Consider the following 254-nt stretch of genomic DNA (forward strand, 5'->3'; position numbering starts at 1 on the left):
GGTCTCATTCACGCGGAACGAGTGCCTCAGCTTCACCCCCTGGGCGAGGACGAGGACGGGCAGCAGCACCGCCTGGCAGAAGACGTGGCCGGCCCCGCAGAAGTGGACGGTCTCCTCCGGCGCCGCCCGGTGGTCCGGCCAGCAGCCGTAGAGGTGCATCGCGACGTCCTCGAAGCAGACGTCGATGCGGTGGCCCTCGAAGTCGTCGCCGGGGACCGGCAGGCCCCACTCGGCCGGATGGCACACGGCTATGT

Annotated in this window: 1 pseudogene; it reads right to left on the reverse strand. The window is 70.5% G+C overall.

The annotated features are described in order from the left end of the window. A pseudogene (locus ACSNOK_RS35180) lies at positions 1-254 on the reverse strand (class I tRNA ligase family protein); the annotation flags it as partial.

It is taken from the genome of Streptomyces sp. URMC 126, assembly GCF_051386555.1.
Classification (GTDB): domain Bacteria; phylum Actinomycetota; class Actinomycetes; order Streptomycetales; family Streptomycetaceae; genus Streptomyces.